Genomic DNA, 19,451 nt, shown 5'->3' on the forward strand with positions numbered 1-19,451 from the left:
TCAGTCCTCCTCGCCCATGAGTTCGGCCATCACGTCGTCGTAATCCTGCCCGACGAGATTCCCGACATGCCAGTTGAGCGCCATCTCCATCCGCTTCACGCCCTTGCCCTTGATCGTGTCGGCGACGATGAGCTGCGGCTTCCCCTCCCCCGCCGGCTTCAGCGCGCGGAGCGTTGAGCGGATTGTCGGGATGTCATGGCCGTCGATCCGGCTCACCGCCCAGCCGAAGGCGGCGAACCGCTCTTCGATCGGCTCGACGGACATGATCTCCTCCGTCGTCCCGTCGATGCAGAGCGTGTTGCGGTCCACGATGGCGACAAGGCCCTGCGTCCGGTAATGCCCGGCCGCCATCGCCGCCTCCCAGATCTGCCCCTCGTGCAGCTCCCCGTCCCCGAGCATGACATGGACGCGGTAGCCCTTGCCGCCGATCCGCCCCGCCAGCGCCATGCCGAGCCCGATGGAGAGCCCGTGGCCGAGCGAGCCGGAGGAGAAATCCACCCCCGCAATCTTCTTCATGTCCGGATGGTCGCCGAAGGGGCTGCCGAGGCGGGTGTAGTCGTCCAGCGCTGAAGGCGCGAAGAAGCCGAGATCGGCGAGGACCGGATAGAGCCCGATGGCAGCGTGCCCCTTGGAGAGCACGAACCGGTCCCGCTCCTCCCAGGCGGGATTCGCCGGGTCGAGCTTCAGATGGTCGTAATAGAGGCAGGCGAAGAGCTCCGCCGCCGAGAAGGTGGAGGAATAATGCCCCGCCCCCGCGATGCGGGAGAGGCGAACCGTCTCCGTCCGCACGAAGCGGGCGCGGTCCGCGAGGAAAGCGTCGGAATTGCTGCCCGGATTCATCCGAACCTCCTTGCGACTTCGGCGAGCGCCGCGTCCGTCGCCTCCAGCGCGAAGTCGATGTCCTCCGGCCGGTGCGCGGCGGAGAGGAACATGTTGTGCCAGGGGTGGAGATAGACGCCGCGTTGCAGCGCGGCGGAGACGAAGCAGAAGCCTTTCGCAAGGTCCTCGTCATCCTCGAAGAGCACCATCGGCATCTGCGCCGGCCCCGTCTGGCTGAGCGTGACGCCATGCGCCGCGGCCTGCGCCGCGATCCCGGCCCGGAGCCGCTCCCCCATCGCCGCCATGTGGGGGATGGCGTCCGTCTCCCGAAAGCGGCGGATCGAGACCAGCGCGGCCGCCATCGCGGCGGCCCCGCACCAGAAGGAGCCGGTCACGAAGATCTGCGTCGCCGCCTCGCGGAACCGGTCGTTCCCCGTCACCGCGGCAAGCGGCCAGCCGTTCGCGATGGCCTTCGACCATGCCGAAAGATCGGGGCGAACCCCGTAAGGCTCCCAGCTGCCACCGACATGGAGCCGGAACCCCGCGCGCACGTCGTCGATGATGAGCGCGGCCCCCGCCGCATCGCAGACGGCCCGCGCGGCGCGGGCGAAGTCCTCCGTCGGCATCTCCTGCTTCTTCCGCGCGTCATGCCGGAAGGCGGTGACGATGAGCCCCGCGAAGTCCGCCCCCGCCGCCTCCGCCGCCGCGCGGAGCGAGGCCGCGTCATTGTATTCGAACTCGACGAGATGCGCCCTGTCCTCCGCCGTCACCCCGGCGATCGAGGGCGTGCACCACGGAACCGCGCCGTGATAGGAGCCCTTCGCGACGAGGATCTTCCGCCGCCCCGTCCCGGCGCGGGCGATGGTGACGCAGGCCGTCGTCGCATCCGTCCCGTTCTTCTGGAACATTGCCCAGTCGGCATGCGGAATCGTGTCCACCAGGAGCTCGGCCAGATCGACGAGGACGGGCGAGGGGCCGTTCGAGACCTCCCCCTTCGCCAGCGCCGCCGCCGCCGCCGCCTCCACCTCCGGGTCGCGATAGCCGAGCGCCATCGGGCCGTAGGCGCACATGAAGTCCACATATTCGTTGCCGTCCGCATCCCGTATCCGGCAGCCCTCGGCGCCGGAAAAGAATTGCGGGAAGTCGGCCGGCATCCGCGCCGCGTTCATGTGGCCCCAGAGCCCGCCGGGGATGACGGAGGCCGCGCGGGCGCGCAGCGCGGCGTCGGCGGGGAGCGGGCGGGGGGAGTCGGTTCGGTCGAGCATCGTGGCCTTCCGCAGTCTGCGCCGCCGGGCGGGCGGCGGCTGTCGAAATCAGCATCGGGCGATTCGCGGCTGCAGGCTTGTCTTCAGGCGCTGCAAAGTTAACCTGAGACGATGCAAGATGAACGGATCGTGACGAGAGGCCGCAGCGCCCTCCCGCCTTCGCCCCCACGAATTCGCAGGGTCGGAGTCGTCGTCACCCCGGCGATGTCGCTTTCCTCGGCGCTCCTCGCGCTCGAGCCGCTCCGCGCGGCGAGCCGGTTCTTCCAGCGCCCCGCCTACGAGATCATCTTCGTCGGGGAGAGCCGTGCGCCGGTCGAGAGCGGGGTCGGGATCGCCGTTGTCCCGGGCGCGACCTTCGCCGAGGACCCGCGGCTCGACATGGCGCTGGTCGTCGCCGCCTATGACCAGCCGGAGCCGTGGAAGCGCGCGCTCTTCCCCTGGCTCCGGCGGCTCGTGCGGCAGGGCGTGGAGCTTTGCGGCGTGGATTTCGGCGCCGTCTTCCTCGCGGAGGCCGGCCTTCTGGACGGGCGCCGCGCGACGACGCACTGGGAGGTGCGGCCTGCGGTGGCGGAGCGTTTCCCTCGCGTCGATTTCCGCGACGAGATCTTCGTGATGGACGGGCCGCGCCTGACCTGCGGCGGCCATCTCTCGTGCCACGATCTCTTCCTCGCCGTGGTGGAGCGGGACCACGGGCCCGCCGTCGCCCGCTTCGTGGAGGCGGACCTGATCGCAGGGCCGGGCCGCCCGGGCGAGACGCGACAGGGAGACCCGCTGACCGCCGCCGAGACGATCCCCGACCCGCGGCTCCGCCGCGCCATCGAGGCGATGGAGGCGAACATCGAGATCCCCCTCCCGATAGAAGCGGTCGCCGCCGCCGCGGGGCTTTCCCTCCGGCGGCTTCAGGCGCTCTTTCGCCTGCATCTCGGGGAGACGGCGTCGGGCCGCTATCTCGCCATCCGGCTCAACGCCGCGCGGCACATGCTGATGTATTCGGAAGCGCCGGTGACCGAGGTCGCCGCGACGACGGGCTTCTCCTCCCTTTCGACCTTCTCCCGCGCCTTCCGTGCCCGTTTCCGAAGCGGCCCGCGCGCCTACCGGAGCGGCTTCCGCAGACTCCGCGCCCGCCCCTATTTCTTTGAGACGGGCGCGCGCTGGCCAGAGGGGACGGAGCCGCGCTAGTCTCGCCCACGAATGGAGGGGAGACGCCGATGATGAACGAAGAGGAGGTGCGCCGGTTCATCGCCGGCCGCCGGGTGTTCAACTTCGATCCCGAGACGCGCGCCTTCGCCGCCGAGGTCGAATACCGGGCCGACGGCGCCTGCGCCCTCCGCTTCGCGACAGGCGAGGCGGAGGCGGGCGTCTACGGTTTCGAGGGAGACGCGTACTGGACGCGCTACGATGCGTTCCGCGGCGGGGCGCGCCACGCCTTCCGGCTGGAGCCGCTCGGCCCCGGTCTGGCGCAGGCCTGGTTCACGACCGGGGCCCGCGCCTTTCTCCAGTGTCACATGCCCGAACTGCCGGAGCCCGTCACTCGATCGTGACGCCGAGCACCGTGCCGACGCTCGCGTTCCAGTCGGCCACGCAGGCCTCGCCGCAGCGCTCCGCGAAGGCGGGGAGGATCGCGGCGGCGACGGCCTCCTCGCGCAGCGTCTCGTCCGCGGGCGTCAGTGGCACGAGGGTCATGCCCGCGGGCTCGCCGAGCGGGCAGGGGCCGGTCGTGTTGCAGGCGAGGCCGGTCGCCGTCTCGGTCGCGGCCTGGGCGAAGATCTCCGTCTCCAGCCCGCGGAGGCTCGTCGCGAGATAGGTCTGCACCGCCGGGTCGAGCCCGTTCCACCAGTCGAGATTGGCGAGCTGCGCGGCGACGCCGAAGTTGACCGGCATCGGGGAGATGAACTTCGCGCTTTCATGCCAGCGCGCGTTGTACCCCGAAAGCGCGCCGGTGATTGCGCAATCCACCACGCCGCTCGTCAGCGCCGTCTGCACCTCGGCGAAGGCGATGGTAAGCGGCGAGCCGCCGAGATGGCTCACGAAAGCCTGCTGCGAGGCGCCGGAGGCGCGCACCTTCCGCCCGGCGAGATCGGAAATGGCGGTGAACTCGTCCCGGCAATAGATCACCTGCGCCTGGTAGGTGCCGAAGCCGAGGAGCTTCATATTGTGCTCCGTCTCCAGGAATGTGGAGAAGGAGGGCCGCCACGCCTCAACGATCTCGCCGAGCTGCTCCACGCTGGTGACGAGGCCGACGAGATCGGCCGACTCATTCCGCGGCACCTCGCCCGAATTGTAGGCCAGCACAGTCGTCGCCATCTGCAGCGTGCCGTCGCTCACGAGGCGGAAGATCTCCCCGCCCTTCATGCCGAGCTCGGTGAAGGGCTTCACGTTCGCCGTGATCTTGCCGCCCGTCTCCGCCGGCACCTGCTCGGTCCAGAACGGCAGCTCCTTCTCCTTGTACATGGAGAGGCCGCCGATGGAGCCGACCACGTTGAACTCGGTCGCCGGCATCTCCTGTGCGGCGGCGGGAGCCGCGAGGGCCGCGACGAGGGCGGCGGGAAGCAGATGTTTCATGTCTCTCTCCTGTTGAAAGCCGGCGTCTTCAGCCGGATTTGGGGTTCACGATCGTCGGCAGCCAGAGCGCAAGCTCCGGAAAGGCGAGCAGAAGCGCGATCATGGCCAGCATTGCGAGGAGGAAGGGCGCCGCGCCCTTGAAAAGGTCGCTGAACGCCCCGCCCCCTTTCCGCACCGCCTGCACGACATAGAGGTTCATGCCCACGGGCGGGGTGATCAGCGCCGCCTCGATCAGGATCACGAAGATCACCCCCCACCAGATCGGGTCGTAGCCGAGCCCGACGATGACCGGAACGATGATCGGCGTGGTCGCGATCATCATGCTCAGCGTCTCCATGAAGCAGCCGAGCAGGAGATAGAAGGCGATGATCGCCAGCAGCATCCAGAACGGCTCCCAGCCGAGGCCGAGCACCGCGTCGGTGATCGCCTGCACGAGCCCGATGGAGACCATGACGAAGTTGAGGAAGAAGGCCGCGATCACGATCAGCATGATCATGCAGGTCGTCCGTACCGTCCCCTCGAAGGCCATGAGCATCATGGGAAGCGTGAGCTTCCCGTTCGCCGCCACGAGCGCGAGCGTCGCCATCAGGCCGAGCGCGGCGGCCTCCGTCGGAGTCGCGAGGCCGGCATAGATGCTGCCGACGACGATGGCGAAGAGGACGAGCGGGGGAACGAGATGCGGAAGCCCCCTGAGCCGCGCGCGCCAGAGCCCCGCGCGCGGGATCGGCGCGCCGCCCCAGCCCGGCCGCCAGAGCACGAGTAGGAGGACGATGAGGGAGAAAAGCCCCGCCAGCATGATCCCCGGGATCATCCCGGCGGCGTAGAGATCGGCCACGGACGTATCCGTCAGCACCGCATAGATGATCATGTTGATCGACGGCGGGATGAGGATTCCGAGGGTCCCCCCCGCCGCGATGGAGCCGAGGAAGAGCGGCCGGTTGTAGCCGCCCTTGTCCATGTTCGGAATCGCCACCGTGCCGATCGTCGCCGCCGTCGCGATGGAGGAGCCGGAGGTGGCGGAGAAGACCGCGCTCGCCGCGATGTTGGTGTGCATCAGCCGCCCCGGCAGCCGCGCGAACCACGGCGTCAGCGCGTTGAAGAGATTGCCGGAGACGCCGGAGCGGTGCATCAGCTCGCCCATCATGATGAACATCGGCGCGGCGATGAGGATGAATTCGTGGCTCGAATTCCAGGCCAGCGCCCCCGCCGCGCCCGTCATCGGGAAGAAGGCGTATTGCTCGGAAAGGACATAGCCCGTCAGCGCCAGCACCGCCGCCACCGGAACGCCGACCGCGAGCATGCCGAGAAGAAGCGCAAGCGCCGCGCCGATCATCGCTTCCCCTCCGCCGCCCGCGCGGCCTCCTCGACCTCGGCGCCGAGATCGGCGACGCCGATGGCGGCCTCGAACCCGGCCCTGTCGCCGCGCGCGAGGCGGAGGATCGCAAGGGCCGGGGCCAGCGCCGCCATGCAGGCGAACCAGAAGAGCCCGATCCACCAGAGCCCCTGCGGGATGACGAGCGGGATGCGGAGGAGGGACATGGAGCGCGCGTCGAGCTCCCAGCTCTTCGTGACCATGCCGAGCGCGAACCAGGCGAGCGCCGCCGCGACGATTGCCAGTGCGAAAGCCGCGATCAGGTCGCAGGCGGCGCGAAGCGGAAAGGGGAGCCGCGCGATCAGGAAATCGACCCGGATATGCGCCTTCGTCGTCACCGTGTAGCCGAGGCCGAGCCCGATGCAGGCGGCGAGGGCGAAGCCCGAGATCTCGAAGCTTTCCACCAGACCGCGATTGAGGAAATAGCGTGCGGCGACGTCTATCGTGATCGGAACGGCGCAGCCGAAGAGGATGATCGCGCCGGCGAGCCATGCGAGCCAGCGGGAGATGCGCCGGGGCAGGGGCTCGCCCTTCCGGGCCTCAGTCGACGACATAACCGTCTTCCCTGTCGGCCGCCCGCGCCGCCTCGTCCCGGAGCGCGGGGTCGCCATGCCCGCCGCCGCCCGGCGTCTCCATCCGCACGATGTCGCCGGGGCGCAGCGGATAACCGATCGTCTTGGCGGCGAGCGGCGTCGTCACGCCGCCCCGCGTCACGCTCAGCGCGCCGCAGCGTCCCGGAGCCCCGCCGGCGAGCCCGTAGGGCGCCTTGTCGAACACGTCGAAGGAGGTGTTGAGAAGGCCGCTCTCCGCCAGGAACTCCCATTCCCGCACGATGCCGAGCCCGCCCCGCATCCGCCCCGCGCCGCCCGACCCGGGGATGAGCCCGTAGCGGACGAAGCGGAGCGGAAAGAGCGCCTCGATCATCTCCACCGGCGTGTTCTGCCCGTTATGGAACCCGGCGGCGAGGCCGTTCGGCCCGTCCTGCTCCGGGTGCGCGCCCCAGCCGCCGAGCTCGGCGTCGAAATAGACCTGCCGCCGCCCGTCCGCATGGCGGATGTTCACCGCGTGGTTGAACGTGGTGCCGTAATAGCTGGCCGGTATCCGCTCCGGCAGGATTTCCGCGAAGGCGCGCAGCACCGCGGTCGCGATCTTGTGCCCCGGCAGCATGCGCATGGAGACAGGCGCGGGGAAGGCGGCGTTGACGAGGCAGCCCTCCGGCGCCGACACCCGGATCGGGCGGTAGCAGCCGGAATTGACCGTCGCGGTCACGCCGCAGGCGGCGATCACGGCGTAGTAGACGGCGGAGGTCGTGGTCGCCAGCGTCGCATTGATCGGCCCTTTGGCCTGCGGCGACGTGCCGGCGAAGTCCAGCGCGATCTCGTCGCCCGAAACCGTCAGCGCCACGGCGATGCGCTTCGCGCCTGGCTCCAGCCCGTCGCCGTCCACGAAATCCTCGGCGTGGTAGCTTCCATCGGGGAGCGCGGAGATCGCCCCGCGCATGGCCGCCTCGGCATGGTCGAGCAGCGCCGCGCCGACCGCCTCCAGCGTCTCCGCCCCATAGCGGTCCGCCAGCCGCCTCATGGCGCGGGCGCCGACGTCGAGCGCCGCGATCTGGCTCAGGAAATCGCCGCGGAAGGTCTCGGGCTCGCGCACGTTCTGGAGGATCGTGGCGAAGAGATCCTCCTGCATCTCCCCCGCCCGCACGATCCGGACCGGCGGCAGGCGCAGCCCCTCCTGGAACACCTCGACCGCATGGGCATTGTAGCCGCCCGCCGCGCCGCCGCCGACATCGACATGATGGATGAGGACGCAGGTGATCCCGATGCGCCGACCTTCGTGGAATACAGGCTTGAAGGCGATGAAATCCGGCAGGTGCTGCCCGCCGCAATAGGGATCGTTCGTCACGATCACGTCGCCGTCGCGCCATTCGGCCAGCGGGATGTGATGCGCGACGATGTGGCGGAGGCAGAGCTCCATCGAATTCAGATGCACCGGCATCCGCGCCGCCTGCGCGACGTTCCGCCCCTCCCCGTCGAAGACCGCGGTGGAATAGTCGAGAAGCTCCCGCACCGTGGTCGAACGCGAGGTGCGCCAGACGGTAACGGACATCTCCTCCGCCGCCGAGACGAGCGCCGCGGCGACGATTTCGAGCAGGATCGGGTCAGGATGGATTTCGGCCCGCGTCATGCTCTCCTCTCCGCGATCATGTCCCCGGTCTCCCTCATGGTCAGGGACCAGCCGCCGGGGATCAGCATCGTCGTGTAGTCCTGTTCGATCACGGCGGGTCCCTCCACCAGAGCGCCCGGCGGGAGCGAGAGCTGCCGCAGGACCGGAACCTCCGCCCATGCGCCGCCGACATGCACGGGCCGTGAGCCGGGCTCAGCCGCCTCGCCCGCGGCGTAGGCGGGCGCCGCCGCGCCCTCCTCGCCGAGCAGCCCCGTCGCCGTAAGCCGCAGGGTCACGATCTCAACCGCCTCGGCCGGATCGTCGAAGGAGAAACGCCGCCGGTGCTGCGCCTCGAACCGTTCCCGCAACTCCGAAAGCGTCCCCGCCGAAAGCGGGCTTTCAGGCAGCTCCGTCATCAGCTCGAAGGCCTGCCCGCGGTAGCGGATATCGGCGGAAAAATTCACGCGCCGCCGCCCTGGCTCGATTCCGTCCGCCTCCAGCAGCGCCTCCCCCGCCTCCCGCAGCTCCGCGGCCATTGCGGCGATTCCGGTGAGGCTCGCCTCCTCCAGAGGCATGATACCGGCGCGCGAAAGGTCATGCCGTATGTCGGAGGAAAGGATGCCATGCGCCGAGAAGGTGGAGGGATCGCGGGGGAAGATCACGCGGCGCACGCCGAGTTCCTCCGCCACCTCGCAGGCATGAAGCCCGCCCGCGCCGCCGAAGCTCATCAGCGCAAAATCCCGCGGGTCGAGCCCGCGGGCGAAGAGCGCCGTCTTGATCGAGGCGGCGAGCTTCGCGTTCACCACGGCGAGGACGCCCGCCGCCGCCCGGTCGAGATCGAGCCCGAGCGGGCGGGCGATCCGCGCCTCCAGCGCCGCCCTAGCAGCCTCCCGGTCCAGCGCGAAGCGGCCGCCGAGGAAGCGCGCGCCGTCGAGCCGGCCGAGGATCAGGTTCACGTCCGTCACCGTCGGCTCCTCGCCGCCGCGCCGGTAGCAGACGGGGCCGGGCATGGCCCCCGCGCTCCGCGGCCCGACCATCAGCCGCCCCGTCGCGTCGAGATGGGCGACAGAGCCGCCGCCGGCTCCGATGGTGATCATCTCCACCATCGGCGCCCGCACCGGCAGGCCGTCGATCTCGCCCTGGGCGACGACGCCGCATTCGCCCCCTGCGACGACGGCGACGTCATAGCTCGTGCCGCCCATGTCGACCCCGGCGACGTCCGGAATCCCGAGCCGCCCGGCGAGCGACTGCGCCGCCAGCACGCCGCCCGAAGGCCCGGAGAGGAGCAGCCGCACGGGAAGCCGCGCCGCGGCGTCGAGGCTGATCGCCCCGCCGTTGGACTGGATGAGGAGCACGGGCGCGCCGATCCCCGCTTCCGCCAGCCGCGCCCGGAGCGTCGTCACATAGCGGCCGATGACGGGGACGAGGAGGGCGTTCAGCGCCGTCGTCGCCGTCCGCTCGAATTCCCGGATCTCGGGCGAAACCTCATGGCTGCAGGAGATCGCGACATCCGGGAGCCGTGAGGCGAGCGCGTCGCGGATCGCGATCTCGTGCGCCGGGTTGGCGAAGGCGTTGAGGAGGCAGATCGCGACCGCCTCGACATCCGCCGCGGCGACCGCCTCGACCACGCCCGCCAGCCCCTCCGGATCGAGCGGGCGAACCTCGTTCCCCCGCGCATCGATCCGCCCCGGCGCGCCGAAGCGGCGGCGGCGCGGGATCAGCACCGTCCGGTCCGGCCCGCGGAGCGCGTAGATGTCCGTCCGCGCATGGCGCCCGATCTCCAGCACGTCCTCGAAGCCCTCGGTCGTGATGAGCGCGCCCTGCGGCAGGTCCCGCGTCAGGACGGCGTTGGTCGCGATGGTCGTGCCGTGGAGGATGAGCGAAACGTCCCCGGGCGCGAAGCCGAACCGCTCTCCGGCGAGGGCGACGGCCTCCGTCAGCCCGCGCGCCGGGTCCTCCGGCGTCGTTGGCGATTTCAGGCTGTGGGTCGCGCCGCTGAGGGAATCGCGGAATTCGAGGTCGGTGAAGGTGCCGCCGATATCGACGGCGAGGGTGATGCGCCGGCCTCCCGCCATCAGCGACGAGGCTCCGGAGCGGTCACATTCGGTCTCCGGTTCATCGCCACCCCCGCTCCGGTGCGGACGCGAAGGCGCCGAACCCGCATTCCGCCGATCTTCATCGACTCGTTACCATCGCCTTCGCCACTGCACAACGCCGCCGCGATCATTGGCGCCGGGCGCGTTTCGGGATAGAAAACTGGTATCATGAGCGACATTCCCGCCGCCCGCCGCAAGCTCGCCGAACCCGTCGCCGAGGCGCTGATCGAGGATATCAGGTCCGGTCGGCTGAAGCCGGGCGATCTCCTCCCCTCTGAGCGCGCGCTGATGGCCGCGCACGAGATCGGCCGCCCCGCGGTGCGCGAGGCGCTGCAGCGCCTTCAGCACGCCGGATTGGTCGAGATCCGGCATGGCGGCCGCGCCCGCGTCGTCTCCCCCTCGCTCAGCCGGACGGTAGACCAGCTCGGCGAGACGATGCGCCACCTCCTCGTCCATTCCGCCGCCAGCCTCGAGAACCTGAAAGAGGCGCGGACGATGTTCGAGGCCGGGATGGCCCGCCTCGCCGCCCGGAAACGCTCGTCCCGCGATCTTGCGCGCCTGCGCGCGATCCTCGCCGCGCAGCGCGAGGCGCGAGCGGATCGGGAGCGCTTCGTGGCGCTCGACGGGGAGTTCCACCGGGAGATCGCGTCCATCGCCGGCAACCCGCTCTTCGCCGTGGTGAGCGAAGCCGTCTTCCTCTGGCTCCGGGATTTCTATTTCGGCGCCGTCAGCGTGAGGGGGCTGGAGGCGCTCACGCTGGAGGAGCACGAGAGCATCCTCGCCGCCCTCGAGGCGGGCGACGCGGAGGCCGCCTCCCGGCGCATGAGCGACCATCTGGAGCGGGCGAACGAGCTTTACCGGAAGAGCCATCTGGAGGACCGGACCTGAACGCGCCGCTTGCCCGGGCTCATCAACTGGTATAATCAGTTATCAACAAGAAAAGACTGCCTGGAGGAGGCGCATGGGCCTGAAGGAGATGGCGCGCACGCGCGCGCTCAAGGTCGGCCATTTCGTCGTCGAGTTCGCGACGCCCGGCATCGGCCATATGCTGAAGAACGCCGGCTGCGACTTCGTTCTCTTCGATTGCGAGCATTCGGGCTTCCACAACGAGACGATCAAGAGCGTCGTCCGCTATTTCGAGGCGGCGCGGCTCCCGGCGATCATCCGCGTTCCCTCCCGCGAATATCACCACATCGCCCGCGCGCTCGACATGGGAGCGGAGGGGCTGATGCTGCCGATGGTCGGCACGGCGGCGGAGGCGGAGGCCATCGTCCGCTCGGTGAAATACGCGCCCCGCGGCGGGCGCGGCGTCGGCCTCGGCCTCGCGCATGACAATTACCGCGCCGGCCCGACGCTGGAGAAACTCGCCGCCGCCAACCAGCGCACCACGATCTTCGCCCAGATCGAGACGTCGGAGGGCGCGGCGAACGCCGACGCCATCGCGGCCGTGGACGGGGTGGACTGTCTCTGGATCGGCCATTTCGACCTCTCCGCCTCGCTCGGGATTCCGGGCGAGTTCGAGCATCCGAAATTCCTGGAGGCCGTGGCGAACACCCACGCCGCCGCACGCCGCCACGGCAAGGCCATCGGCCGGCTGATCCCCGATGTGGAGCAGTCGAAGAAACTCTTCTCGGAAGGGGTCGATTTCGTCTGCTATTGGGGCGACGTCTGGATGTATCAGGCCGCGCTCTCCGCCGCCGTCTCGGAAATCCGCGCCGGCTGCCCGGGCGAGGCGCCCTGACATGGCGGAGCGGTTCCGCGTCGCGCTCTCCGGAGACTTCCGCAAGGCGGACGGGACGCCGACCTATCCGAGCTTCGATCTCTCGCCGCTCTCCGCCGATCCGCGGATCGAGACGAAATGGGTGGACGCCGCAGACGGCGCGATCCCTGGCGATGCGCTTGAGGATTGCGACGCGCTGATCCTTCTCACCCCCCGGTTCGGGCCGGGCTCCGCGCCGAAGAGCGGGAGGCTCGCGCTCGTCGCCCGGTTCGGCGTCGGCTACGACACGGTGGACCTGCCCACCTGCGACGCGAACGGGATCGCGCTCGCCATCACGCCGGACGGCGTGCGCCGGCCCGTCGCCGTCACCATCGTCACCTACGTTCTAGCCCTCTCGCAAAAGCTCCTGATCAAGGACCGGCTATGCCGGCAGGGGCCGGAAGGCTGGGTGCGTCGGGGCGAGTTCATGGGCGAGGGGCTGGTGGGCAAGACCTTCGGCCAGCTCGGGATCGGCAATATCGGGGCCGAGGCGCTCCGCCTGCTCGCGCCCTTCGGGATGCGGATGATCGCGCACGATCCTTATGTAGACGCGGCGGCGGCGCAGGCGCTCGGCGTCGAGCTCGTCTCCTCCGAGCGGCTCTTCGCGGAGGCGGATTTTCTCTCGGTCAGCGTGCCCCTCAGCGAGGCGACGCGCCATTACGTGAACGCGGCCCGGCTCGCGACGATGAAGCCCACGGCCTTCCTCATAAACACCGCGCGCGGGCCCATCGTGGACCAGCGCGCGCTCCACGAGGCGCTCGCCTCGGGCCGCCTCGCCGGCGCCGCGCTCGACGTGTTCGAGGTGGAGCCCTGCCCGGCGGACGAGCCGATCCTGCAGCTCGACAACGTGATCGTGACGCCGCACGCGCTCTGCTGGACGGACGAATGCTTCGCCGGCAACGGCGCGGCGGACATTGCGGCGGCGCTCGCCGTGATGCGGGGGGAGGCGCCGCGCGGCGTCGTGAACCGGGATGTGCTGGAAACCGAAGCGTTCCGGGCGAAGCTCGCGCGCTGCGCGCGGCTCTTCGGCTGAGATGAAAGCGAGCCGGCGGAGGCCGGCCTGACAGGGAGGAAGACATGGACAGACGCCGCTTCATGATATCGGCCTCGGCGCTCGCCGGCGCCGCCGCCTTCGGTCTGCCGCGCCGCGCCAATGCCGCTGCGGCGGCCGCGGCGGTGGAGGCCGCGAAGCAATATGCCGGCTCCGAAATCACCATCGTCTGGGAGGCGGGCCTGCAATCGCTCGACCCGCTGAATTTCTCCGGCCCGAAATGGGAGGCGGCGACCGGCGTGAAGGTGAAGGTGATCGAGGTGCCGACCGCCGAGATGTTCACCAAGATCCTGCAGGAGCATCGCGCAGGAACCGGCGCCTATGACGCGCTGAACGTCATCCCCGCCTGGATGCCGGACCTCGTCCGCGCCGGCGCGCTCGAGCCGCTCGACCCGATGGTGGACAAATACGGCTATCGCGAAGAGCTGCAGAACATCGCCCCGGTCTATCGCGACAACCAGATGACGGTGGACGGGTCGATCTACGGCTTCCCGGACGACGGCGACGTCTTCGTGATGTATTACCGGACGGACATCCTCGGGGACCCCGCGATCCAGGCCGCCTTCAAGGCGAAGCACGGCTATGACCTGCCGGTTCCGCCGAAGACCTGGAAGGAATTCGACGATGTCGGCTCCTTCATCACGGAGCATACCGGCGGCAAGCCATACGGCGCCGCCTTCTTCCGCGACGCGCCCTATGCGCAGTTCATGTTCCAGGAGCGGTTCCGCGTCGAGGGCGGGAAGTTCTTCGACGGCGACACGATGAAGGCGACCGTCAACTCCGCCGCCGGCGTGAAGGTCTTCTCCGACTGGGTGGAGGAGAACAAGTGGATGCCCGCCGGCGTCCAGACCTGGGGCTTCGTCGAGAACCTCGCCGCCTTCCTGCAGGGCGATACGGCGATGACGATCTCCTGGCCGCCCTATGGCCGCTGGGCCGCGGGCTACGGCACGGATCAGGACGCGCTCTCCTGGGTGCCGAAATCGACCATCGCGGGCAAGGTCGGCTACGCCACGCCGCCGGGCGGCGCGCCGCAGCTCGCGGCGGGTTTCGCGCTCTCCGTCTCCGCCTCCTCGAAGCAGAAGGAGGCCGCCTATCTCTTCATCCAGTGGCTGAACTCGGAGGAGATCAGCATGGAGCGTGTGCAGCTCCCCTATGCGCTGCGCGATCCGTTCCGGGCGAGCCATTTCGCCTCCGCCGAGTACAAGTCCCGCTGGCCGCAGGCGCCCGAATACCTCGCCGCGCTGGAGGCGGGCGCCGTCTCCGGCCTCCTCGACCTCTCGATCATCCAGACCGACCGCTACGAGGAGGCGCTGCGCCAGGGCGTCTCCCGCCTCTGGGCGGGGGAGGATCCGCAGGCGATCCTGAACGACGTGGCCGGGCAGTGGGACGCGCTGACGGACCGGATCGGGATGGACAAGCAGAAAGCCGCATACGCCGCCTGGGCGGGCAAGCCCAACGCCTATCCCGCCGGCGCCTGAACCCTTGCGGCCGGCCCTTCACCGGGCCGGCCGCCCTCGCTTGAAGGCTGACGCCATGACGCGACGCCCATCCCATCGCGCCACGAAAGGGGCCGCGCCGTGACCGCAGCCGCCCGCACGCCCTATACGGACCGGAACTTCAAGTATCTCCTGATCGTGCCCGCGGTGGCGACGATCCTCCTCGTCGGCCTCTTCCCCGTCATCTATTCGCTGATCCTCTCCTTCCAGAACGTCGACATGATGTTCGAGGACACGAGCTTCCAGGGCGCGAAACACTACCGCGCGCTCGTCGGCGACACGCGGTTCTGGGAATCGCTCGGCCACACGCTCCTCTTCCTCGCCATCGCGCTCCCGGCCGAGCTGATCCTCGGCCTCGCGATGGCCTACCTCTTTCTTGACCGGATGCCGGGCCGGCAGGTCTTCGTCGCGCTCCTCGTCCTGCCTGTCACCATCTCCCCCGTCGTCGCGGGGGCGACGTGGCGGCTCCTCTTCGACAACCGCTTCGGCCCGATAAACCAGATCCTCGGCTGGTTCTCCGACGAGCCGGTGACGATCCTCTGGACGATCGATCCCTCCTTCGTCTACGCGGCGATCCTCATGGCGGAGGTCTGGCAGTGGACGCCGTTCATGTTCCTCCTCCTCCTCGCCGCGCTCTCGAATGTGGACCGGAGCCAGATCGAGGCGGCGGAGCTTGACGGCGCGGGCTTCTGGCGGCGCTTCCGCCTCGTGATCCTGCCCGCGATCTGGCCCGTCATGGCCATCGCGATCCTGATCCGGGCGCTCGACCTCTTCCGGCTCTTCGACGTTGTCTGGGCGCTGACGCGCGGCGGGCCGGGAACGATGACGGAAACCTTCTCGATCTACGCCTATGTCCTGGGCTTCCAGCAATTCGAGACGAGCTACACCGCGGCGATGAGCTTCGTGGTCATCCTGCTCCTCGTCGTCACCATCACCATCGTGCTCCGGCGCATGGAGATCGAGCGATGATGCGGCCGGACCGGGGGGCGGGCCTCGCGCTCCGCTATCTCGCCGCCGTGGCGGTGACGCTGCTCTTCCTCTTTCCCGTCTATTGGCTCTTCATGATCTCCTTCAAGACGCCGGAAGAGATCTTCTCGAGCCCGCCCGTCTGGTGGCCGGAAAGCCTGCAACTCGCCAACTACGCCGTCCTCTTCAAGGACGGGGACGTGGTGACGATCTGGAACAGCGTCGTGATCGCTTCCGTCTCCACCGCCGCGGCGATGATCATCGGCACGATGTGCGCCTATTCCATCGCCCGCTTCCGTACGGGGGGGAACTTCTTCACCGACTGGCTGCTCTCCAACCGGATGGTGCCGCCCATCGTCATCGTCTTCCCGGTCTTCCTGCTCTACGTGAAGGTCGGGCTGGTGGACAGCTATCTAGGCCTGATCCTGCTCTACACCGCCTTCAACCTGCCCTACGTCGTCTGGATGATGCGCGGCTACATCCAGGACATTCCGCTGGAGCTGGAGGAGAGCGCGCTGGTGGACGGATGCACGCGCTGGCAGGTCTTCCTCCGCGTCGTGCTGCCGATGGCGCGTTCCGGCTTCTTCGCCACCGCCGTCTTCACCTTCGTCTTCGCCTGGAACGAGTTCATCTTCGCGCTGGTGCTGACGCGGGCGGAGGTGACGACCTTCCCGGTCCAGGTGACGCATTACTTCGGCGGGCAGTCGAACTTCTGGGCGAAGATCGCGGCGATGAGCGTGCTCGGGACGATCCCGATCTTCATCGCGGTGACGCTCCTGCAACGGTATCTGGTGCGCGGCATCTCGCTCGGCGCGGTGAAGGGGTAGGCATGGGGCGGCTGTCGATCGAGGGCGTGCACAAGCACTACGGGAAGGTCCACGCGCTGAAGGGCGTGGACCTCGACATTGCGGAGGGGGAGTTCTGCGTCTTCGTCGGCCCATCGGGCTGCGGAAAGTCCACGCTTCTGCGTTGCATCGCCGGGCTGGAGGAGATCGACAAGGGCCGCGTGAAGATCGACGGGGAGGCGGTGGAGGGCCTCCGCCCGCGGGACCGGAACGTGGCGATGGTGTTCCAGAACTACGCGCTCTACCCTTATCTCTCCGTTTTCGAGAACATCGCCTTCGGCCTCCGCGCGCGGAAGGTCGCCGATGCGGAGGTGCGCGCCCGCGTCGTCCGGGCCGCCGCGATGCTTGGGCTGGAAACCTATCTGGACCGCAAGCCGCGCGAGCTTTCCGGCGGGCAGCGCCAGCGCGTCGCCATCGGCCGCGCTGTGGTGCGGGATGCGCGGCTCTTCCTCTTCGACGAGCCGCTCTCCAATCTCGACGCCCAGCTCCGCGACGGGATGCGCGCGGAGATCAAGCGCCTGCATCAGGAGATCGGGAAGACGACCGTCTACGTCACCCATGACCAGATCGAGGCGATGACCCTGGCGGACCGGATCGTGCTCCTCCGCGACGGGCGGATCGAGCAGCAGGGCGCCCCGCTCGACCTCTTCGAGAAGCCGGAGACGCGCTTCGTCGCCGGCTTCCTCGGCTCGCCGCAGATGAACTTCATCCCCTGCCGGGCGGAGGGCGGCGCGCTCCGCTTCTCCTGCGGGCGGAGCCTCCCGCTCTCCCGCCCGGCTCCGGAGGGGCGGGACCTCCTCTTCGGCGTCCGGCCCGAGCATTTCGTCCGCCCGGGCGAAGGCGACCCGCGCCCCCGGCTCGACGTCGAGATCGACCTCGTGCAGCCGACCGGCGCGCGCACCTATGCGCAGTTTCGCCTCGGCGGCGTCGAGGCGACGGCGGAGCTTCCGGCGCACGCCGTCGAGCGGCCGGGCGCCCGCGTCGCGCTCGCCGCCGACATGGCCCGCGCGCATCTCTTCGACGCGGCGACGGGCCGCGCGATCCGCGATTGAGGGAGGGAGCGATGAACCCGAGCCGCAACGTCATCCTCTTCGGAACCGAGGAGCCCGTGGCGGAGACGATCCGCCTCGAAGCCGGGCCGCTCACGGCGGAGCTGGAAGCCGGCGCGCTCCGCTACATCCGCCTCAACGGCGTCGAGGTGATCCGCGGAATCGCCTTCCTCGCGCGGGACCGTAACTGGGGCACCTGCCTCCCCGAGATCACGGACCTGGCGGTCGAGCAGGGGCCGGAAGGCTTCTCCGCCCGCTACGAGGCGACCTGCCGGGATGACGCGGCGGCGATCCGCTACCGCGCGCGGATCGTCGGGCGGCCCGATGGTTCGCTCGATTTCGAGGCGGAAGGCGAGGCGCTTTCCGACTTCACGACGAACCGCACCGGCTTCGTCGTCCTCCACCCCCTCGCCGGCACGGTCGGCGCGCCGCTCACCGTCGAGCATGTGGACGGGCGCATCGTGGAGAGCCGCTTCCCGGAGGTGATCGACCCGGATTGCCCCTTCCGGGACATCCGCGCGCTGACGCATGAGCCGATCCCCGGCCTCCGCCTCACCTGCCGGATGGAGGGCGACGCCTTCGAGATGGAGGACCACCGGAACTGGATGGACGCCTCCTGGAAGACCTATGTGCGCCCGCTCGCGCTCCCCTGGCCCTACGTTCTGGCGAAGGGCGAGGCGCTGAGGCAGCGCGTCACGCTGCGCCTCTCCGGCGCGCTGGCTGCTCCGGCGCTCGCCGCAGGCGGCGGCGCGATCCCGGTGAAGGTCGGCGCGGCGCTCCCGCACGCTCTCCCGCGCCTCGGCCTCGCAGCGCCGGCGGAGCACGCTGCGGCGGCGCTCGAGCGGGCGGGGGCGCTCCGCACTCTGGGCCCCTCTCATCTCGTCTGCCGGTTCGACGCCCGGAAGGGCTGCGGCGCGGAGGATATGGTCCGCTTCGCCGCGCTCGGGCGGGAGACGGGCGCCGAACTCGTGCTGGAGGCGGTCGTGCCCTGCGAGGACGGATCGGGCGCGCCGACGGCGGACCCGGCGGTCCTGAAACGCGACCTCGCCTTCATCGCGGAGGCGGCGCGGGCGGGCGGCGCCTCTTTCGGGCGCGTCGCGATCTCCCCGGCCTCGGACCTCAAATGCACGCTGCCCGGCTCCGTCTTCCCGCCCGCGCCCGCATGGGAGACCCTCTTCGCCGAGGGGCGCGCCGCCTTTCCGGGCGTCACTCTTGGCGGCGGCATGTTCAGCTATTTCACCGAACTGAACCGGAAGCGCCCGCCCGCCGCGCTCCTCGACTTCATCTGCCATTCCGGCTGCCCCATCGTCCATGCAGGGGACGATCTCTCGGTGACGGAGAATCTGGAGGCGCTGCCCTCCATCTTCTCCTCCGCCCGCGCGCTTGCGGGCGGCAAGCCCTGCTGGATCTTCCCCGCCGCCATCGCGATGCGGGACAATCCCTACGGCGCCGTTCCGGCGGAGAACCCGAACAACATCCGGCAGGCGATGAACCGCGTTGACCCGCGGGAGCGGGGGCTGCTCGGCGCCGCCTGGTATGCGGGCTATCTCGCCCATGCCGCCCGCGCGGGCGTGGAGGCCGTAACGCTCGCCGCGATCGCCGGGCCTTCCGGCGTCCTCCATGTTCCTGGTCCGGAGGCTTCGCCGTGGATGGATGCGGCTGGCGCCGCGCTCCGCCCCTCCTGGCACGTACTCGCAGCCTATGCCGCGCTTCGCGGCCGGCCGCTCTCCGCGGAGAGCGGGGCGCCGCGGGCGGTGCAGGCGCTTGCCGCGGAGGGGGAGGGCGGCGCGCTTCTCATCCTCGCGAACCTCACCGGCGAGCCGGTCGACATCGCCCTCTCGGGCGCCGCGGGTCCGAAGGAGGCGGTTCTGCTGGACGAGGGCGCCTTCCCCGCCGCCGTCGCCGGGACAGGCTGGCGGGATGCAGCGCCGCGCGTCCCGGTCGCGGGCGGCAGGCTCGCGCTCGGAGCCCACGCCGTCGCCTTCCTCGCGCCCGCCTGACCGAG

At 69.9% G+C, this 19,451-nt stretch carries 17 protein-coding genes; 10 read left to right on the forward strand and 7 right to left on the reverse strand.

The window, feature by feature from the left end:
* Positions 1–840 (reverse strand): transketolase, encoded by an 840-nt coding sequence (locus ACE37J_RS01275; RefSeq protein ID WP_409705803.1) that lies wholly within the window; start codon positions 838–840, stop codon positions 1–3.
* On the reverse strand, positions 837–2,084 hold the full coding sequence (locus tag ACE37J_RS01280) for an aminotransferase class III-fold pyridoxal phosphate-dependent enzyme (protein WP_409705805.1): 1,248 nt from the start codon (positions 2,082–2,084) through the stop codon (positions 837–839). Before ACE37J_RS01280 ends, ACE37J_RS01275 begins: the two co-directional genes overlap by 4 nt.
* Before the next feature lie 204 nt (positions 2,085–2,288).
* Between ACE37J_RS01280 and ACE37J_RS01285 the strand changes: the two genes are divergently transcribed.
* Together ACE37J_RS01285 and ACE37J_RS01290 are read left to right on the forward strand one after the other, a co-directional pair.
* Positions 2,289–3,263, forward strand: coding sequence for a GlxA family transcriptional regulator (locus tag ACE37J_RS01285; RefSeq protein WP_409705808.1), 975 nt, complete (start codon positions 2,289–2,291; stop codon positions 3,261–3,263).
* A gap of 29 nt (positions 3,264–3,292) precedes the next feature.
* The gene (locus tag ACE37J_RS01290; protein WP_409705811.1) at positions 3,293–3,625 is read left to right on the forward strand and encodes a hypothetical protein; all 333 of its coding nucleotides are present in this window, start codon (positions 3,293–3,295) and stop codon (positions 3,623–3,625) included.
* On the opposite strand, the gene ACE37J_RS01295 is transcribed toward ACE37J_RS01290, so the two are convergent.
* Genes ACE37J_RS01295 through ACE37J_RS01315 form a run of 5 tightly spaced genes read right to left on the reverse strand, consistent with a single transcriptional unit; the run spans position 3,612 to position 10,259 of the window.
* The gene (locus ACE37J_RS01295) at positions 3,612–4,646 is read right to left on the reverse strand and encodes a TRAP transporter substrate-binding protein (protein WP_409705814.1); all 1,035 of its coding nucleotides are present in this window, start codon (positions 4,644–4,646) and stop codon (positions 3,612–3,614) included. The two genes, ACE37J_RS01290 and ACE37J_RS01295, sit on opposite strands and share 14 nt — an antisense overlap.
* 28 nt (positions 4,647–4,674) lie before the next feature.
* Entirely contained in the window at positions 4,675–5,979 is a 1,305-nt protein-coding gene (locus tag ACE37J_RS01300; RefSeq protein ID WP_409705817.1) for a TRAP transporter large permease, read from the reverse strand.
* Positions 5,976–6,572 (reverse strand): TRAP transporter small permease subunit, encoded by a 597-nt coding sequence (locus tag ACE37J_RS01305; protein WP_409705820.1) that lies wholly within the window; start codon positions 6,570–6,572, stop codon positions 5,976–5,978. Before ACE37J_RS01305 ends, ACE37J_RS01300 begins: the two co-directional genes overlap by 4 nt.
* The gene (locus ACE37J_RS01310) at positions 6,559–8,205 is read right to left on the reverse strand and encodes a hydantoinase B/oxoprolinase family protein (RefSeq protein WP_409705823.1); all 1,647 of its coding nucleotides are present in this window, start codon (positions 8,203–8,205) and stop codon (positions 6,559–6,561) included. The genes ACE37J_RS01305 and ACE37J_RS01310 overlap by 14 nt, the downstream gene beginning before the upstream one ends.
* Positions 8,202–10,259, reverse strand: a complete 2,058-nt coding sequence (locus tag ACE37J_RS01315) for a hydantoinase/oxoprolinase family protein (RefSeq protein WP_409705826.1) — start codon at positions 10,257–10,259, stop codon at positions 8,202–8,204. The genes ACE37J_RS01310 and ACE37J_RS01315 overlap by 4 nt, the downstream gene beginning before the upstream one ends.
* A 189-nt stretch (positions 10,260–10,448) precedes the next feature.
* Between ACE37J_RS01315 and nanR the strand changes: the two genes are divergently transcribed.
* The 8 genes from nanR (at position 10,449) to ACE37J_RS01355 (ending at position 19,446) form a co-directional block, all read left to right on the forward strand.
* On the forward strand, positions 10,449–11,168 hold the full coding sequence (gene nanR, locus ACE37J_RS01320) for a transcriptional regulator NanR (protein WP_409705829.1): 720 nt from the start codon (positions 10,449–10,451) through the stop codon (positions 11,166–11,168).
* A 73-nt stretch (positions 11,169–11,241) separates the two neighbouring features.
* Positions 11,242–12,021: an HpcH/HpaI aldolase family protein gene (locus tag ACE37J_RS01325; protein ID WP_409705832.1), complete on the forward strand. Its 780-nt coding sequence runs from the start codon at positions 11,242–11,244 to the stop codon at positions 12,019–12,021.
* A 1-nt stretch (position 12,022) separates the two neighbouring features.
* Positions 12,023–13,072: an NAD(P)-dependent oxidoreductase gene (locus ACE37J_RS01330; RefSeq protein ID WP_409705835.1), complete on the forward strand. Its 1,050-nt coding sequence runs from the start codon at positions 12,023–12,025 to the stop codon at positions 13,070–13,072.
* A 44-nt stretch (positions 13,073–13,116) separates the two neighbouring features.
* Positions 13,117–14,568 (forward strand): ABC transporter substrate-binding protein, encoded by a 1,452-nt coding sequence (locus ACE37J_RS01335; protein ID WP_409705838.1) that lies wholly within the window; start codon positions 13,117–13,119, stop codon positions 14,566–14,568.
* A 99-nt stretch (positions 14,569–14,667) separates the two neighbouring features.
* Positions 14,668–15,555 (forward strand): carbohydrate ABC transporter permease, encoded by an 888-nt coding sequence (locus tag ACE37J_RS01340; protein ID WP_409705841.1) that lies wholly within the window; start codon positions 14,668–14,670, stop codon positions 15,553–15,555.
* Positions 15,552–16,379 carry a carbohydrate ABC transporter permease gene (locus ACE37J_RS01345; protein ID WP_409705844.1) on the forward strand — a complete coding sequence of 276 codons (828 nt, stop codon included), beginning with the start codon at positions 15,552–15,554 and terminating at the stop codon, positions 16,377–16,379. The genes ACE37J_RS01340 and ACE37J_RS01345 overlap by 4 nt, the downstream gene beginning before the upstream one ends.
* A 2-nt stretch (positions 16,380–16,381) precedes the next feature.
* Positions 16,382–17,449: an ABC transporter ATP-binding protein gene (locus ACE37J_RS01350; protein ID WP_409705847.1), complete on the forward strand. Its 1,068-nt coding sequence runs from the start codon at positions 16,382–16,384 to the stop codon at positions 17,447–17,449.
* Between the two features lie 11 nt (positions 17,450–17,460).
* Positions 17,461–19,446: a hypothetical protein gene (locus tag ACE37J_RS01355; protein WP_409705850.1), complete on the forward strand. Its 1,986-nt coding sequence runs from the start codon at positions 17,461–17,463 to the stop codon at positions 19,444–19,446.
* Positions 19,447–19,451: the final 5 nt, after the last annotated feature.

The sequence above is a fragment of the Pikeienuella sp. genome (assembly GCF_046290545.1).
Taxonomy (GTDB): domain Bacteria; phylum Pseudomonadota; class Alphaproteobacteria; order Rhodobacterales; family Rhodobacteraceae; genus Pikeienuella.

What these genes read in the sequence shown, in the direction of transcription:
- ACE37J_RS01290 (WP_409705811.1), top strand. Translation starts at nt 3,293, where the DNA reads ATGATGAACGAAGAGGAGGTGCGCCGGTTCATCGCCGGCCGCCGGGTG.
- ACE37J_RS01295 (WP_409705814.1), bottom strand. Translation starts at nt 4,646, where the DNA reads ATGAAACATCTGCTTCCCGCCGCCCTCGTCGCGGCCCTCGCGGCTCCC.
- ACE37J_RS01355 (WP_409705850.1), top strand. Translation starts at nt 17,461, where the DNA reads ATGAACCCGAGCCGCAACGTCATCCTCTTCGGAACCGAGGAGCCCGTG.
- ACE37J_RS01310 (WP_409705823.1), bottom strand. Translation starts at nt 8,205, where the DNA reads ATGACGCGGGCCGAAATCCATCCTGACCCGATCCTGCTCGAAATCGTC.
- ACE37J_RS01335 (WP_409705838.1), top strand. Translation starts at nt 13,117, where the DNA reads ATGGACAGACGCCGCTTCATGATATCGGCCTCGGCGCTCGCCGGCGCC.
- ACE37J_RS01330 (WP_409705835.1), top strand. Translation starts at nt 12,023, where the DNA reads ATGGCGGAGCGGTTCCGCGTCGCGCTCTCCGGAGACTTCCGCAAGGCG.
- ACE37J_RS01280 (WP_409705805.1), bottom strand. Translation starts at nt 2,084, where the DNA reads ATGCTCGACCGAACCGACTCCCCCCGCCCGCTCCCCGCCGACGCCGCG.
- ACE37J_RS01325 (WP_409705832.1), top strand. Translation starts at nt 11,242, where the DNA reads ATGGGCCTGAAGGAGATGGCGCGCACGCGCGCGCTCAAGGTCGGCCAT.
- ACE37J_RS01345 (WP_409705844.1), top strand. Translation starts at nt 15,552, where the DNA reads ATGATGCGGCCGGACCGGGGGGCGGGCCTCGCGCTCCGCTATCTCGCC.
- ACE37J_RS01315 (WP_409705826.1), bottom strand. Translation starts at nt 10,259, where the DNA reads ATGGCGGGAGGCCGGCGCATCACCCTCGCCGTCGATATCGGCGGCACC.
- ACE37J_RS01350 (WP_409705847.1), top strand. Translation starts at nt 16,382, where the DNA reads ATGGGGCGGCTGTCGATCGAGGGCGTGCACAAGCACTACGGGAAGGTC.
- ACE37J_RS01285 (WP_409705808.1), top strand. Translation starts at nt 2,289, where the DNA reads ATGTCGCTTTCCTCGGCGCTCCTCGCGCTCGAGCCGCTCCGCGCGGCG.
- ACE37J_RS01275 (WP_409705803.1), bottom strand. Translation starts at nt 840, where the DNA reads ATGAATCCGGGCAGCAATTCCGACGCTTTCCTCGCGGACCGCGCCCGC.
- ACE37J_RS01305 (WP_409705820.1), bottom strand. Translation starts at nt 6,572, where the DNA reads ATGTCGTCGACTGAGGCCCGGAAGGGCGAGCCCCTGCCCCGGCGCATC.
- ACE37J_RS01300 (WP_409705817.1), bottom strand. Translation starts at nt 5,979, where the DNA reads ATGATCGGCGCGGCGCTTGCGCTTCTTCTCGGCATGCTCGCGGTCGGC.
- nanR (WP_409705829.1), top strand. Translation starts at nt 10,449, where the DNA reads ATGAGCGACATTCCCGCCGCCCGCCGCAAGCTCGCCGAACCCGTCGCC.